This is a genomic window from Rhodovulum iodosum (genome assembly GCF_041020385.1).
GTDB classification, from domain to species: domain Bacteria; phylum Pseudomonadota; class Alphaproteobacteria; order Rhodobacterales; family Rhodobacteraceae; genus Rhodovulum; species Rhodovulum iodosum.
Genome location: NZ_JBEHHI010000001.1, coordinates 331,828 through 345,211 on the forward strand (window position 1 = coordinate 331,828; position 13,384 = coordinate 345,211).

The 13,384-nt window shown below is 68.3% G+C and carries 13 protein-coding genes and 1 riboswitch; of the genes, 7 read left to right on the forward strand and 6 right to left on the reverse strand.

Going from position 1 to position 13,384, the window contains the following annotated elements:
- From Ga0609869_RS01600 to hypE, 3 genes are read left to right on the forward strand one after another with little or no spacing between them, the layout of a single operon-like run.
- On the forward strand, nucleotides 1-291 hold the full coding sequence (locus tag Ga0609869_RS01600; RefSeq protein WP_125404435.1) for a HypC/HybG/HupF family hydrogenase formation chaperone: 291 nt from the start codon (nucleotides 1-3) through the stop codon (nucleotides 289-291).
- Nucleotides 288-1,430 (forward strand): hydrogenase formation protein HypD, encoded by a 1,143-nt coding sequence (gene hypD / locus Ga0609869_RS01605; protein WP_125404437.1) that lies wholly within the window; start codon nucleotides 288-290, stop codon nucleotides 1,428-1,430. The genes Ga0609869_RS01600 and hypD overlap by 4 nt, the downstream gene beginning before the upstream one ends.
- Before the next feature lie 5 nt (nucleotides 1,431-1,435).
- On the forward strand, nucleotides 1,436-2,470 hold the full coding sequence (gene hypE, locus Ga0609869_RS01610) for a hydrogenase expression/formation protein HypE (RefSeq protein WP_125404439.1): 1,035 nt from the start codon (nucleotides 1,436-1,438) through the stop codon (nucleotides 2,468-2,470).
- A 54-nt stretch (nucleotides 2,471-2,524) separates the two neighbouring features.
- Here the strand turns inward: hypE and Ga0609869_RS01615 are convergent, their stop codons facing one another.
- From Ga0609869_RS01615 to metZ, 3 genes are all read right to left on the reverse strand, one after another.
- Nucleotides 2,525-3,973: a TrkH family potassium uptake protein gene (locus Ga0609869_RS01615; protein ID WP_125404441.1), complete on the reverse strand. Its 1,449-nt coding sequence runs from the start codon at nucleotides 3,971-3,973 to the stop codon at nucleotides 2,525-2,527.
- A gap of 43 nt (nucleotides 3,974-4,016) precedes the next feature.
- Nucleotides 4,017-5,120 carry a GTP cyclohydrolase FolE2 gene (folE2, locus tag Ga0609869_RS01620; protein ID WP_125404443.1) on the reverse strand — a complete coding sequence of 368 codons (1,104 nt, stop codon included), beginning with the start codon at nucleotides 5,118-5,120 and terminating at the stop codon, nucleotides 4,017-4,019.
- 97 nt (nucleotides 5,121-5,217) lie between these two features.
- Nucleotides 5,218-6,387: an O-succinylhomoserine sulfhydrylase gene (metZ, locus tag Ga0609869_RS01625; protein WP_125404445.1), complete on the reverse strand. Its 1,170-nt coding sequence runs from the start codon at nucleotides 6,385-6,387 to the stop codon at nucleotides 5,218-5,220.
- Between the two features lie 59 nt (nucleotides 6,388-6,446).
- A riboswitch (SAM riboswitch) is annotated at nucleotides 6,447-6,525 on the reverse strand.
- Nucleotides 6,526-6,653: 128 nt separating this feature from the next.
- Between metZ and Ga0609869_RS01630 the strand changes: the two genes are divergently transcribed.
- Both Ga0609869_RS01630 and Ga0609869_RS01635 read left to right on the forward strand, forming a co-directional pair.
- Nucleotides 6,654-7,601 carry an alpha/beta hydrolase gene (locus Ga0609869_RS01630; RefSeq protein WP_125404447.1) on the forward strand — a complete coding sequence of 316 codons (948 nt, stop codon included), beginning with the start codon at nucleotides 6,654-6,656 and terminating at the stop codon, nucleotides 7,599-7,601.
- 22 nt (nucleotides 7,602-7,623) lie between these two features.
- Nucleotides 7,624-8,328 carry a glutathione S-transferase N-terminal domain-containing protein gene (locus Ga0609869_RS01635; RefSeq protein ID WP_125404449.1) on the forward strand — a complete coding sequence of 235 codons (705 nt, stop codon included), beginning with the start codon at nucleotides 7,624-7,626 and terminating at the stop codon, nucleotides 8,326-8,328.
- A gap of 72 nt (nucleotides 8,329-8,400) precedes the next feature.
- Here the strand turns inward: Ga0609869_RS01635 and Ga0609869_RS01640 are convergent, their stop codons facing one another.
- Both Ga0609869_RS01640 and Ga0609869_RS01645 read right to left on the reverse strand, forming a co-directional pair.
- Nucleotides 8,401-9,009 carry an inner membrane-spanning protein YciB gene (locus Ga0609869_RS01640; RefSeq protein WP_125404451.1) on the reverse strand — a complete coding sequence of 203 codons (609 nt, stop codon included), beginning with the start codon at nucleotides 9,007-9,009 and terminating at the stop codon, nucleotides 8,401-8,403.
- A 13-nt stretch (nucleotides 9,010-9,022) separates the two neighbouring features.
- Nucleotides 9,023-9,928: an EamA family transporter gene (locus Ga0609869_RS01645; RefSeq protein WP_125404453.1), complete on the reverse strand. Its 906-nt coding sequence runs from the start codon at nucleotides 9,926-9,928 to the stop codon at nucleotides 9,023-9,025.
- Nucleotides 9,929-9,988: 60 nt separating this feature from the next.
- Between Ga0609869_RS01645 and Ga0609869_RS01650 the strand changes: the two genes are divergently transcribed.
- A complete protein-coding gene (locus Ga0609869_RS01650; protein WP_125404455.1) occupies nucleotides 9,989-10,453 on the forward strand; it encodes an MgtC/SapB family protein in 465 nt (154 codons plus the stop codon).
- A 10-nt stretch (nucleotides 10,454-10,463) separates the two neighbouring features.
- On the opposite strand, the gene ftsY is transcribed toward Ga0609869_RS01650, so the two are convergent.
- Nucleotides 10,464-12,143, reverse strand: a complete 1,680-nt coding sequence (gene ftsY, locus Ga0609869_RS01655) for a signal recognition particle-docking protein FtsY (protein ID WP_125404457.1) — start codon at nucleotides 12,141-12,143, stop codon at nucleotides 10,464-10,466.
- 142 nt (nucleotides 12,144-12,285) lie between these two features.
- Between ftsY and Ga0609869_RS01660 the strand changes: the two genes are divergently transcribed.
- Nucleotides 12,286-13,371: an alkane 1-monooxygenase gene (locus tag Ga0609869_RS01660; protein ID WP_125404458.1), complete on the forward strand. Its 1,086-nt coding sequence runs from the start codon at nucleotides 12,286-12,288 to the stop codon at nucleotides 13,369-13,371.
- Nucleotides 13,372-13,384 lie beyond the last annotated feature (13 nt).

Consider the following 13,384-nt stretch of genomic DNA (forward strand, 5'->3'; position numbering starts at 1 on the left):
ATGTGCCTTGGCATTCCCGGCCAGATCGTGGCCGTCACGGACGAGACCCGCATGATGGCGCTGGCCGAAGTGTCGGGCGTGCGGCGCGAGGTCAACGTGGCCTGCGTGCTGGACCGCCCCATCGGCGACCTGGTGGGCGAATGGGCGCTGATCCATGTCGGCTTTGCCATGGCCCTGATCGACGCGGACGAGGCCGCCAAGACGCTTGAAGCCCTGCGCGATCTGGGCGAGGCGCAGGAGGCGCTCGAGGCGATGGAAGCGGGCCAGAAGGCGCTGGAGGGGCAGTCATGAAATACGCCACCGAGTTCCGCGACCCGAAGGCCGCGAAGGCCGTCCTCGCCCGGATCGCGGCTGTGGCCGACGAGATCGGCGCGACCCGTGCCGCCCCGGTTCATATCATGGAGATCTGCGGCGGCCATACCCACGCGATTTTTCGCTACGGGCTGGACAAGCTGGTGCATGAGGGGATCGAATTCATCCACGGCCCAGGCTGCCCGGTCTGCGTGCTGCCGATGGCCCGTGTCGACGAGTGCGTGGAGATCGCCGAGCGGCCGGAGGTGGTCTTCACCACCTTCGGCGATGCGATGCGGGTACCCGGGACCAGGAAATCCCTGATGCAGGCCAAGGCCGACGGGGCCGATATCCGCATGGTCTATTCGCCGCTCGACGCGCTGGAACTGGCCCGCCGGAACCCCGACCGCGAGGTGGTGTTCTTTGGCCTGGGGTTCGAGACCACGACGCCCTCGACCGCGCTGGCGATCCAGCAGGCGGCACGCGAGGGGCTGGAAAATTTCAGCGTCTTCTGCAACCACATCACCGTGCCCGAGCCGATCAAGGCGCTGCTGGACGACCCGCATATGGTGCTGGACGGCTTTATCGGGCCGGGCCATGTCAGCATGGTGATCGGCACGCACCCCTATGACTTTATCGCCCGCGACTACGCCAAGCCCATCGCGGTGGCCGGGTTCGAGCCGCTGGACCTTTTGCAGTCGGTGCTGATGGTGCTGGAACAGATCCGTGACGGGCGGGCCGAGGTCGAGAACCAGTATGCCCGCGTCGTGCCCGAGCATGGCAATCCGGTCAGCCTGGCCGCGATGGCCGATGTCTACGAACGCCGCCCGTCTTTCGAATGGCGGGGGCTGGGCGAGATCGACGCCTCGGGCCTGCGCATCCGGCCCGTCTATGCCGCCTATGATGCCGAGGAAAAATTCGGCGTGGGCTATGCCGCCGGACCGCGCAATGTGGCCGAGCCCGAGGGCTGCGCCTGCGGCCAGGTGATGACCGGTCGGATCAAGCCGACCGCCTGCCCGCAATTCGGCCGCGGCTGCACGCCCGAGATGCCGCTGGGCGCGTTGATGGTGAGCTCCGAAGGCGCCTGCGCGGCCTATTGGCAATATGGCGGCGCCCGCGCGACGGAGGCGGCGGAGTGAACGACATGACCCGCCCCGCCCGCCTGCGCGACACCCGCGTGACGCTGTCCCATGGCGGCGGCGGCCGCGCGATGCGCGATCTGATCGACGAGGTCTTTACCTGTACCTTCCGCCCCGACGCAATGGAGGACCAGGCGCGGCTGCACGATGCCGCGCTGGCCGAGCCCGGCGCGCGGCTGGCCATGACCACGGACAGTTTCGTCGTCACGCCGCTGGAGTTTCCCGGCGGCGATATCGGCAAGCTGGCGGTCTGCGGCACGGTCAACGACCTTGCCGTCGGCGGCGCGCGGCCGCTGTGGCTGTCGGCGGCCTTCATCATCGAGGAAGGCACCGAGGTCGCGCTGCTGCGCCGGGTCGTCGCCTCGATGGACCAAGAGGCACGCCTGGCCGGCGTGCGCATCGTCACCGGCGATACCAAGGTGGTGGGACGGGGCGCGGCCGACGGTCTGTTCGTCACCACGACGGGCGTGGGCGTGATCCCGCCCGGCCGCAATATCGGGGCGGTCCATATCCGGCCCGGCGACGTGGCGATCGTCAACGGCGTGCTGGGCGATCACGGGGCAACAATCCTCGCCGCGCGGGGCGATCTGGCACTCTCGACCGACCTGCGGTCGGATTGCCAGGGGCTGGGCCACCTGATGGAGGCGGTAATCGCCGCTGCGCCGGATACTCGCGCGGCCCGCGACGCGACACGCGGCGGGCTGGCCTCGGCTTTGAACGAGATGGCCGAGGCCGCCGGGCTGGGCATCGAGATCGACGAAACCGCGCTGCCGCTGCGCACCGAGGTCACGGGCATGTGCGAGATCCTCGGCCTCGACCCGCTTTACCTGGCCAACGAGGGCACGCTTGTCGTGTTCGTTCCCGAGGATCAGGCCGAGGCGGCGCTTGCCGCCATGCGCGCGCGCCCCGAGGGCAGCGGCGCGGCGATCATCGGCCGCGCACTCGACACGCATCCCGGCCAGGTGCGCATGCGCACGGCCTTTGGCGGCAGCCGCATCGTGGATATGCTGGTGGGCGAGCAGTTGCCGCGCATCTGCTGACGGCCGGGCGGGGCCGCCGCCCCGGCCGCGCCCCAGCGTCCCGCGGTCGCGCCGTCACACCCGCCAGAACTGCAGCGTGAGCATCACGTAGACGGCCATCAGCTCCAGCCGGCCGATCAGCATCGCCGCGCTCATGATCCATTTCGCGGTGTCGTTCAGCCCGGCGAAATTGCCCGACGGGCCGATCTGGTCGCCCAGCCCCGGGCCGATATTGGCCAGCGTCGCCGCCGCCCCCGACAGCGCCGTTGTGGCATCGAGCCCGGTCGCGCCCAAAAGCACGGTGATCGTGCCCAGCGTCACCACGAAATAGACGAAGAAGGACATCACCGAGGACAGCACCTCGTCATCCACCGGCCGGCCCTGGTAGCGCGGCTGGAAAAACCCGTGGGGGGCGTAGATCTTCTTGATCTGCACAAGGATCGCAGAGAACAGCAGCTGGTACCGAAAGATCTTGATCGAGCAGGAGGTCGAGCCGGCGCAGCCGCCGATCAGCCCGATGAAGAAGAACAGCACCACCGGGAAATTGCCCCATAGCTGGTAATCGACGCTGGAATAGCCGGTGCCCGAGATGATCGAGGTCACGTTGAAGATGCCCTCGCGGAAGGCGCGCTCGTATTGGTCGCCATTGGCGATCACCCGGAACGCGGCGATCACCAGCACGAAGACGGCAATGGTGGCAAGGTAGATATGGACCTGACTGTCGCGCAGCATCGGGCGCGCCTGTCCGGCCAGAAGCTGCACGTAGCGCACGAAAGGCAGGCTCGCCAGAATCATGAACACCGCGGCGACATATTCCGGCACGCCCTGGTAGAGCCCGAAAGACGCGTCATGGGTCGAAAAGCCCCCCGTGGCGATCGTCGTCAGCGCATGGTTCAAAGCATCGAATGGCGGCAAGCCCACCGCGTTGTAGCTAAGCGCGCAGATCACCGTGAGGACGAGGTAGATCCACGAGATATGCGAGGCGATTTCGACAGCCCTTGGCAGCACCTTGCCGCCGGTGTCGAACGCCTCGGACCGGAAGATCTGCATCCCGCCCACGCGCAGCTCGGGCAGGAACACCATCGCCACGACGATGATGCCGACCCCGCCGAACCATTGCAGCATCGAGCGCCACAGCAAAAGCCCCTGCGGCAGGCTGTCGAGCCCCGAAAACACCGTCGCCCCGGTGGTTGTCAGCCCCGACATCGCCTCGAAGAAGGCATCGACATAGCGCGCCTCGGTCGCGCCGAGCACGAAGGGCAGCGCGGCGAAGACCGGCAGCGCCAGCCAGACGCCCGTGGTCAGCACGAAGGTTTGCTGGATCGACAGCCGGTCCTCGACCCCGTTGGCGCAGGCCAGCGCGATCAGCCCGCCCGAAAGCGTCGAGATCACCGCGGACTGGAAGAAGACGTCCCAATGGCCATTGCCCTGATAGATATCGAGCGCCATGGGCAGCAACATCGTCGCGCCCAACACGGCGACCAAAAGGCCGATGACATATCCCACGGGGCGCAGGTCGAACATGGGCGCAAGGCTTGGCCGGGCCGAGCGGGGCTGTCAAGCGGCCTCAGCCGGGGTGGACCAGCGTCGAGAAAAGCTTGGGGTCGAGGCTATCGGCCGCAAACGTCTCGCCTTCGGTCAACACGCTGACCGCGTCGTGGCTGTGCAGGCTTTCCTGGTGGCTGGCGATCACGCGGTAATCGCCGATCCGCGGGTCGCGCTGCAGCCCCTCGGAAAACAGCCGCGCGGCGTCTTCCACGAAGATCGGATTGGCGGCGTTGAGCTCGGCAAAGGCCTGTTCGTCCTCGCGCTTGACCATCACCTGGGTCTCGGTCGGCACCGCCGCGCGGCAGATGTCGATCAGATCCTCGAACCACAGGCAGCCGGCGCCCGGCTCTTGCACCACGGAAATGCGTGCGACCGAGCGCTGCGAATGCGGCGTGGCCAGTTGGCCGCGCACCTGCCGGGCGTGTTCCGACAGTTCCAGCGAGCAGGGGCAGGTCGAGGAGTAGACATAGTCGAGATGCATGATCTTCTTGGCCACGCCGGCCTGTTCGACCAGCTCCAGCGCGAAATCGTAGTACTGGAATCCGTCCAGCCCCGAGCGCAGCGCGCGCATCTTCATCGGGAAGGAAAACCGCATCATGATCCGCGCGTCGAAGCTTTCGAGATCGGACTTGTAGCTTTCCAGCGCCGCCTCGACCACCTCGAAGCTGAAGGTCCGTTCGGCATGGGCATAGAAGCTGCGCATGATGCGCGACATGTTGATGCCCTTCTTCTCGGCCTCCAGGCTGACCGTGCCGGTAACCGAGGTTTCCAGCGTCAAATCGCCGTTGTCGCGGGTATGGAAGCGGATCGGCAGGCGAAAGTTGGAAATGCCCACATGCTGGATTGCCCGCCTGGCGCCGCGGATCAGGCTGGCCGGGCCGTTCTGCAGGTCGGGCATCGACGCCTTGTAGGCCGCGTCAGCCTCGAAATCATGCGGGTAGGTGCGGCTGAGCGCTGGATAGTTCGACACCTCCTGCCCGGGCAGCAGGCGCGCCACCGCAGGGTCGAGCGTCGCCAGTTCGGCTGGTGTCACGCTGCCGGCCCAGTTGCGCAGCAGCGACAGGGCGCGCTCGGCCTCCTCGCGGGTCGGCTGACGTTCGATATCCCGGTTATGGATGTTCATCGGGTTTCCCCTCCGCGTGCTTTCACCGGAGTAATAAATGGGGGCGCGGCGGGACTTGTCCAACTTTTTCGCCTTGCGCTCGCGCGGCGGCGCGCCGTCAGATCATTTCCAACGCGCGGGTCAGGTCGTCCAGAAGGTCGCCGGAATCCTCTAACCCGACGCTCAGCCGGATCAGCCCGTCGGTGATCCCCAGCGCTGCGCGCCGTTCGGGCGTCAGGCGCTGGTGGGTGGTCGTCGCGGGATGCGTGGCTATGCTTTTCGCGTCGCCCAGATTGTTGGAAATCGTCCAGATGCGCAGCGCGTCGAGCAGGCGGAAAGCGGCATCCTTGCCGGCCGCCACGTCGATCGCCACCATCGTGCCGCCCTCCGGCATGAGCCCGTGCTGGGGGTGCGCCGGCAGGCCGGGATAGATCACCCGCGCGAGCCGCGCGTCCCCGTCGAGCCCCTCGGAAATAGCCTGCGCCGAGGCGGCCTGCGCCCTCACGCGCAGATCGATCGTCTCCAGCCCTTTCAGCATGACCCAGGCATTGAATGGGCTCATGGCGCCGCCGGTATGCTTCATGTAGGTCTCGACCGGGCCGCGGATCGCCTCGCGCGGGCCAAGGATCGCCCCGCCCAGACATCGCCCCTGCCCGTCGATATGCTTGGTGGCCGAGTAGACCACCAGATCGGCCCCCTGCGCGACCGCCTGCGAGTAAACCGGTGTCGCAAAGACGTTGTCGACGATCACCAGCGCGCCCGCGGCATGGGCGATGCGGGCGACGGCGGCGGTGTCGATCACCTCGAGCGTCGGGTTCGAGACGGTCTCGTAGAACACCGCCCGCGTCCCGGCGGTGACGGCCCGTTCCCACTGAGACAGGTCGGTGCCATCGACGAAGACGACCTCGACGCCGAACCGCGGCAGCACGTCTTCGAGAATGTAGAGGCACGAGCCGAAAAGGGCGCGGGCCGCGACCACGCGGTCGCCCGCCTTGAGAAACGCCATCAGCGCCCCGTTGACCGCCGCCATGCCCGAGGCGGTGGCAAATCCCGCCTCGGTGCCCTCGAGCGCGGCAAGCCGGTCTTCGAACATCGCCACTGTCGGGTTGCCGTAGCGGGCATAGACGAACTCGTCCTCGCCGGCTTCGACAAATCGCGCCTCGGCCGCCTCGGCGCTTTCGTAGGCAAAGCCTTGAGTGAGGAAAAGCGCCTCGGACATCTCGCCATAGCCGCTGCGGCGGGTGCCGGCATGGACCATCCGGGTCCGGCTCTTCCAGTTCTCGCTCATGCCATGCGCCCCCTGGTTTCGCGCAAAGAAAAACCCCCGCCCGTCCACCAGACGCCGGGGGTTTCATCGCCCTGACCTCTTTAGCGGCATGTTTAACGTGGCCCGCAATCCGGTGAACAAATCGCCACGATGGCGGCAGCAATAGCCGCGGCGCCCTGTGGCCGTCAAGCCGCGTCACGCACCTGTAACACGGGTTTCACGCATCTGTCGTATGCACCCCCTATTCGCTTCCACAACATCTAGTGGAATCCGCTGGAAGCAGCCCAATGCCCCTTCTGCAGGTGAATGCCGCCGGAACGACCGTCTCGCCCGCAGCCGCGGCGACGACGCTGGCCGGCGCGCTGGACGCCGCGTTGGCCGGCCTGCCCGACCACGCCCCGGCGGTGGTGCTGCTGCATGGCTACAGGTTCTCGCCCAGCGACCCCGACCACAGCCCGCACAGCCACATCCTGTCGCTCACCCCCGAGCGCGACTGCTGGAAGGCCGTGTCCTGGCCCCGCGCGCTGGGTTTTTCCGGCGCGCCCAGCGGCGAGGGGCTGTGCCTGGCCTTCGGGTGGGAAGCGCGCGGCACGATCTGGCAGGCCTATGGCGAGGCCGCGCGCGCGGGCCGCGCGCTGGCCGCACTGGTGGACGAGATCCGCGCCCGCCGCCCCGGCCGGCCCGTGCATATCCTGGCCCATTCGCTGGGCGCGCGCGTGGCGCTGTCGGCCATGCCGCACCTGGCCGAGGGGGCGCTCGGGCGTATCGTCCTGATGACGCCCGCCGAATTCGCCAGCCGCGCCGAGGCGGCGCTCGACACCCCCGCCGCCCGCGCGGCGCAGGTCCTGAACGTCACCAGCCGAGAGAACGACCTCTACGATTTCCTGCTGGAAAGCCTGGTGGCCCCGCAGCGCCCGCGCGACCATACCCTTGGCCACGGGTTGGCCGGGTCGCGCCCGGGCTGGGTGGACATCCAGATCGACCATGCCGAAACGCTGGCCGCACTGCGCCGCCTGGGTTTCGACATCGCGCAGCCGGCGCGCCGGGTCTGTCACTGGAGCCCCTATATCCGCCCGGGCATGTTCGACCTCTACGCCGCGCTCATTCGCGGCGCCCTGCCCTTCGAGATGCTGCGCGCGGCCCTGCCCGAGGCCAAGAGCCGGCGCTGGTCACGGCTTCTTGCACCGCCGCGACCCGTGCGCCCCTTGCCGTTTTTCGGAAACGCCGCATCCTGAGCCCGCAAAAAAGGGGATCAGCATGTCAAACGAGATCGAGCTTTACTACTGGCCGACGCCGAACGGCTGGAAGATCGCCATAGCACTGGAGGAAATGGGGCTGCCCTACACCGTGCGGCTGGTCGATATCGGCGCGGGCGACCAGTACGACCCCGCGTATCAGAAGATCAACCCCAACGGCCGGATGCCGGCCATCATCGACCCGGACGGGCCGGGCGGCGCGCCGATTTCGATCTTCGAATCCGGCGCGATCCTGATGTATCTGTCCCGCAAGACCGGCCTCTTTCAAGGGCGGACCGAGCGCGAGCGGATCGCCGTCGAAGAATGGCTGATGTGGCAGATGGCCGGCGTCGGCCCGATGGCCGGCCAGGCGCATCACTTTCTGAAATACGCCCCCGCGATGGACCCGCCCCACGACCTGCCCTACGCCAAGAACCGCTACCGGGCCGAAACCGGGCGGCTTTACCGGGTGCTCGACGGCCAGTTGGCGGCCAACCGCTACGTGGCGGGCGATTTCTATTCGATCGCCGACATGGCGGTCTGGCCCTGGGCCTCGCTCTGGAAGGGTCAGGAGCAGAGCATGGACGACAAGCCCAACATGGCGCGCTGGCTGGAAGAGATGGCCGCGCGGCCGGGCGTGCAGCGGGGCCGCGCGCTTCATTCCGAGAAACGCGGCGATTTCAGCAAGGACCGCGCGGCGCAGGCGGCGCTGTTCAAGCAGGCCTGAGCCGCGCGGCGCGCAAAGGTCTTGACGCAAGACGGGTGCCAAGGATCTTGGTTCAAGATCCTTGGGACAGGCTCAGCCGTCCTTGTTCTCGTCGGTGCTGTATTTCTGGAACAGCCCGCCTTGGGTCATGAAAAAGACGAAGATCGCGATGGTCAGCCCGAAGGTCTTGAAATTCACCCACATGTCGGTCGACATCGTGCGCCAGATCACCTCGTTCAACACGGCGAGCCCTGCGAAGAAGGCGGCCAGCCGCCGCGTCAGGACCATCCAGCCCTCGCGCTTCAGCGGCATCATCCCTTCCATCACGAACTGCAGGTAAGACTGCCCGCGCAAGAGCCCCACCCCCAGGATGCCCGCGAACAGCGTATAGATGATCGTGGGCTTCATCTTGAAGAACCGGTCATCGTTCAGCCAGACCGTCAGCCCGCCGAACACCACGACCAGCACGGCGGTGGCGATCTGCATTTTCGAGACATGTCCCGAAAGTGCCCAGAGCACCCCGGTGGTGACCAGGATCAGCGGGATGAAGCCCGCGGTGACCAGGATGAAGCCTTCGTATTCCATTCCCCCGATCACGAAGGTCCGCTCGCGCAGCATGAGGTAGGCGACGAAGAACGCCGCCACCGGCCCCAGCTCGAGCGCCGATTTCAGGATCGGGTTGATCGGTTTCTTCTCGGCCATGCGACAGCCCCCTTTATCCGCCCATCTCAACTATCACGGCGCCGCCCGCGATCAATGCCATCAGGCCCAGCCGGCGCGGCCCCACCTTCTCGCCCAGCAGAACCCAGCCGATCAGCGCCGCGAAGACCGTCGAGGTCTCGCGCAGCACGGCCGCCTCGCCCACCTTGTCGAGCCGCGTCGCCAGCATGATCGTGCCGAAGCTGAAATAGGCCACCACCGCGCCGGTCAGCCCGCGCAGCATCAGCGGGCCCGGCGCCGGCCGGCCGGGCAGCCGCGCCCAGCGCAGCGCCGCGACCCACGGCATCACCGTCAGCCCGTCGATGAAGAAAAACCAGGCCAGGAAGGTGAAGGGATCGGCCGTGGCGCGGATACCGTAGGCGTCGTAGGTGGTGTAAAGCGCGACGAAGGCCCCCGTCAGCACCGCCAGCGCCAGCGCCGGTTTCAACGTTTCGCGGTCGATCTGCCAATGGATCAGGTTGTAGACCGCCAGCCCGAAGATACCGGCAAGCAGCACCGCCACGCCCAGCCATTGCACCGGCCCGAACACCTCGCCGAAGACGAAATAGGCCCCGATCACGGCAAAGAGCGGCCCGGTGCCGCGCACCACCGGGTAGACCACCGTGTAGGCCCCCTTGGAGTAGGTATAGCCCTGCGCCAGCTTGTAGCCGAGGTGGATCACGAACACCCAGCCGAAGATCGGCCACATATGCGGCTCGGGCCAGGGCACGACGAACAGCGCCACCGGCGCGGCCATGATGCCGTAGCAGAAATCGATCGCGCCGCGGCTGAGCCAGGGGTCGTGCCGCCCCTTCTGCAACGCCCCGAAAACCGCGTGAAGGAAGGCCGCCGAAAGCGCGAGTATGAGGGCCAGGCGATGGCCCGCCTCGGTGCCCTCGATGCCGGTGATCCACTCACTCATCCGGCGCGGCCCTCTCGACAACGGCCCGTCACGACGCTACCGCTGAAAGAGGGGTGCGCGATGCTGGACGTCATCCTTTCGGAATTCGACGACCCGTTCGGCGGGCTGCCGCTTGCCGTCGTCGGCCTGCGCCTGTCCGCCGCGGTGATCCTCGGCGGGCTTATCGGGTGGGAGCGCGAGGCGCGGGACAAACCCGCCGGGCTGCGCACCCACATGCTGATCGCGCTGGCCGCCTGCCTCTTCACGCTGCTGGCCTTCGAACTGATGCAGTCCACTGAGGGCGACAACCCCGCGCTCCGGGTCGATCCGCTGCGGCTGGTCGAGGCGGTGACCGCCGGTGTCGCCTTCCTCGCCGCGGGCACGATCATCACCGGGCGGGGCGGTGTCAGGGGGCTGACCACCGGTGCCGGCATGTGGCTGGCCGGGGCGATCGGGTTGGCCTGCGGGGCGGGCAGCCTTGCCCTAGCCGCGCTGGCCACCGCCATCGCGCTCGTCGTGCTCGCGCTCCTGCGCCTGTTGGAATAGTCAGCCGCCCTCACGCCTCCACGCCCGCCAGCGCATCGGCGAAATCCTTGGGCTCGAACGGGGCGAGGTCGTCGATCTGCTCGCCCACGCCGATGGCGTGGATCGGCAGGCCGAACTTGTCGGCCAGCGCCACCAGAACGCCGCCCTTGGCGGTGCCATCGAGCTTGGTCATCACCAACCCGGTCACATCGGCAAGCTTTTGGAATATCTCCACCTGTGACAGCGCGTTCTGCCCGGTCGTGGCGTCCAGCACCAAAAGCGTGTTATGCGGCGCCGTCTCGTCGCGCTTGCGGATCACGCGGACGATCTTGGCCAGCTCTTCCATAAGGTCCTGCCGGTTTTGCAGCCGTCCGGCAGTGTCGATCATCAAAAGGTCTGTGCCCTCGGCCTCGGCGCGCGCCATCGCGTCATAGGCCAGGCTCGCGGGGTCGGCGCCCTGCGGCGCGGTCATCACCGGCACCCCGGCGCGATCGCCCCAAACCTGCAACTGCTCGACGGCGGCTGCGCGGAACGTGTCGCCCGCGGCGATGATCACCGACTTGCCTGCGGCGTGAAACTGCGAGGCCAGCTTGCCGATGGTCGTGGTCTTGCCCGACCCGTTGACACCCACCACCAGCACCACCTGCGGCTTTTTCGGGTAAAGCGGCATGGGGCGCGCCACGGGCTCCATGATCTGGGTGATCTCGTGCGACAACAGCCCCTTGATCTCGTCCACCGACAGCCGTTTGCCGAACCGGCCCTCGGCCATGTTTGCGGTGACGCGCAGCGCCGTATCCACGCCCATATCGGCAGTAATCAGCAGCTCTTCGAGGCTTTCCAGCATGTCGTCGTCCAGCTCGCGCCGGACCACGACCTTCTTCTCGCCGCGGCCAAGCATCCGCCCGAAAAAGCCCGGCCGGCTGGCCGGTTCGGCCTCCGACGGCGGGATTTCGAGGGGCCCGGGCGTGCCGATCGGCTCGGGCGTGACGGGCACCTCGGCCGGTGGCGGGGTCGGCGCGGGCTCGGGCGCCGGCGGCACACCCACCGGCTCTGGTTCCGGCCGCGGGTCGGGCTCGGGTTCCGGCTCGGGCTGCGGCTCCGGCCCGGGTGCCGGAGGCACCTCTTCGGGTTCGGGTTCCGGCGCGGGCTCTTCGGGGGACGGCACCGGTTCGGGTTCCGGCTCGGGCTCTGGCTCCGGCTCGGGCGCCGGAGGCACCTCTACGGGCTCGGGTTCCGGCGCGGGCTCGTCGGGGGTTGGCACCGGTTCGGGTTCCGGCTCGGGCTGCGGCTCCGGCTCGGGCGCCGGAGGCACCTCTACGGGCTCGGGATCCGGCGCGGGCTCGTCGGAGGTTGGCACCGGTTCGGGTTCCGGCTCGGGCAGGGGCGCGGGGGCCGGCGGCACGGGCAACGGCTCGGGCGCAGGCTGCGGCTCGGGCTCGGACGCAGGCGCGGGCGCGGGGTCCGGTTCCGGCGCGGGCGCGGGGTCCGGTTCCGGGGCAGTGTGTGGCGCGGGCGCAGGGTCAGGCGCGACGGCATGTTCACGCGACAGGACCAACGGCTCGGCAGCGGCCTCAGGCTGCGGCTGCGCCTCCGGTTCGGGCGTCTCGACCTCGTCCTCGGTCCCGCCGTCCTCGACGATCGCCTCCAGCCCCTCCTCGATCTTCGACGAGGAGCGTTTCAATCTTTGCCTGAGCTTCGAGAAAAATGCCATGTCACCTCCGGGGCATCCTGCCCTGACCTATGCGCAAATCCGGCGATATGGAAGGGGCTGGAAGCCCGCGCCGTTTCACGCCATCCTGCGCCCGCACCGCGGCGCGCGCCATGCCGCGCGCCGCCGCAGACAGAGGCCGCCGATGTTCCGCCCCGTCATCCCATTCGCCATGGCCACGCTTGTGCCGCTGCCGCTGCTGGCGCTCGGCACGGCGCTCGGCGGGGTCTGGACCGCGGCCGCGCTGCTCTATCTCACCCTCGTCACCTTCACGCTGGACCAGCTGATCCACGTCGCCGCGCCCCACGCCCCCGAGGGCACCGGGTTTCCCGCCGCCGACCGCTTGTCGGCCGCGCTCGCGCTGGCGCATTTCGCGGCGCTGCCCCTGGGCATCTGGGCCGTCGGCGGGTCCAGCGGCCTCGGCACGGCCGAGCGGGTCGCGGCCTTCCTCGGCTTCGGTCTCTTCCTCGGCCAGATCAGTATCCCCAATGCGCATGAGCTGATCCACTGCACCGACAAACGCCTCTTCGCCTTGGGCAAATGGGTCTATATCTCGCTCCTCTTCGGCCATCACACATCGGCCCACCGCCAAGTGCACCACGTCCACGCCGCCACCCCCAGGGATCCGAACTCGGCCCCCCTGGGGATGAGCTATTACCGTTTCGCGCCGCGCGCCTGGGCCGGCTCGTTCCGCGCAGGCCTTGCCGCGGAAACGCGGGCGATGGCCTGCAAGAGCCCCCCGCCGCCCCGATGGCGCCATCCCTACCTGGCCTATGTCCTGGGCGGGCTGGCCTGCCTGATCGCCGTGGCGCTGGTCTTCGGCGCGGGCGGGCTGGCCGCCTATCTGGGGCTCGCCGCCCACGCCCAGGCGCAACTCCTTCTGGCCGATTACGTCCAGCATTACGGGCTGCGGCGCGCCATGCGTCCCGACGGCCGGTACGAACCCCTCGGCGCGCGCCATTCCTGGGATTCGCCGCACTGGTTCACCAGCTACATGATGCTCAACGCCCCGCGCCATTCCGACCACCACGCCCACCCCGCGCGCCGCTTTCCCGCGCTCAGGCTACAGCCCGAGGGCCAGGCCCCCACCCTGCCCCTCAGCCTGCCCGCCATGGCCACGCTCGCGCTGGTCCCCCGGGCCTGGCGGCGGGTGATGGACGCCCGCGCGCGCCAATGGCTGCCGAAAGCCGGGCCCGCCTCTGGCACCGGCGCCGGGGCTCTGTCAAACTGATCCCTCAACCAGA